Annotated in this window: 1 protein-coding gene; it reads left to right on the top strand. The window is 79.3% G+C overall.

All coding sequences use genetic code 11. The features are described from left to right. Positions 1-748: AAA family ATPase (locus GL263_RS27315; protein ID WP_228456878.1), on the top strand; the 748-nt coding region annotated here is incomplete at its 5' end. Positions 749-891 lie beyond the last annotated feature (143 nt).

Genomic DNA, 891 nt, shown 5'->3' with positions numbered 1-891 from the left:
GGACGTGTGGTGGGAGAACGAACGGACGGGGCGTGGCGGCGGGGCGTGGGCCGCCACGGCGGCGGGTCGGGACGCGGCCGTCGACGAGCGGCGGGAGAGCAGGCGGCAGGAGGACGGCCGGCGGACTGAGGCGTGGGACGGCCGGCCGGGGGCGGTGGTCGCCGACCTGCGCGGCACGCTGCCGCGCGAGCTGTGCTGGCCGGTGTGTGACGTGCTGGTGCTGTCCGGGCTGCCGGGCGGCGGAAAGTCGACGCTGCTGGCGCGGGCGGCCGCCGAGGCCGGCGAGGTGTGCCGCGTGGACTCCCAGGAGGTCCGGGAGAGCTGGCAGGGCCTGCTGCCGTACGCGCTGGTCCGACCGCTGGCCCGGGTCCACCACTATCTGCGGCTGCGGCGGGCGGTGCGGTCGTTCGCGGGCGGTGTCGCCGTGCACGACTGCGGCCAGCTGCCGTGGGTGCGGCGCTGGCTCGCCTGGGAGGCGTCCCGCGTCGGGCGGCGGCTGCACCTGCTGCTGCTCGACGTGACGTGGGAGGAGGCGCTGTCGGGCCAGCGGGCGCGGCGCCGCGAGGTGAGCGGGTTCGCGTTCCGGCGGCATGTGCGCGCGATGGCCGTGCTCCGCGCGGAACTGCTGGCGGGGCGGCTTCCGCCGGGCTGCGCGTCGGCGGTGCTGCTGGACCGGCCGGCGGCCGCGGCGGTCCGCCGGCTGCTGTTCGTGGAGGCGGACCGGGCCGGGCGGGCGAGCGGGGTCTGACACCGCCCGGCCCGCCACCGGGATCGGGTGGCGGGCCGGGCGCGGGGACAGCAGCGGTCGCGGGGGCGGTGCCTAGTCGGCCGCGGAGGCGGGCGGCGTCCCGCCCGGCAGGACGGTGACCGGCGTCTCGGGGCGTACGACAC

The organism is Streptomyces durbertensis, from assembly GCF_014156695.1.
In the GTDB taxonomy this organism is placed as follows: domain Bacteria; phylum Actinomycetota; class Actinomycetes; order Streptomycetales; family Streptomycetaceae; genus Streptomyces; species Streptomyces durbertensis.
This window is presented reverse-complemented; position numbering and strand designations above follow the sequence as displayed.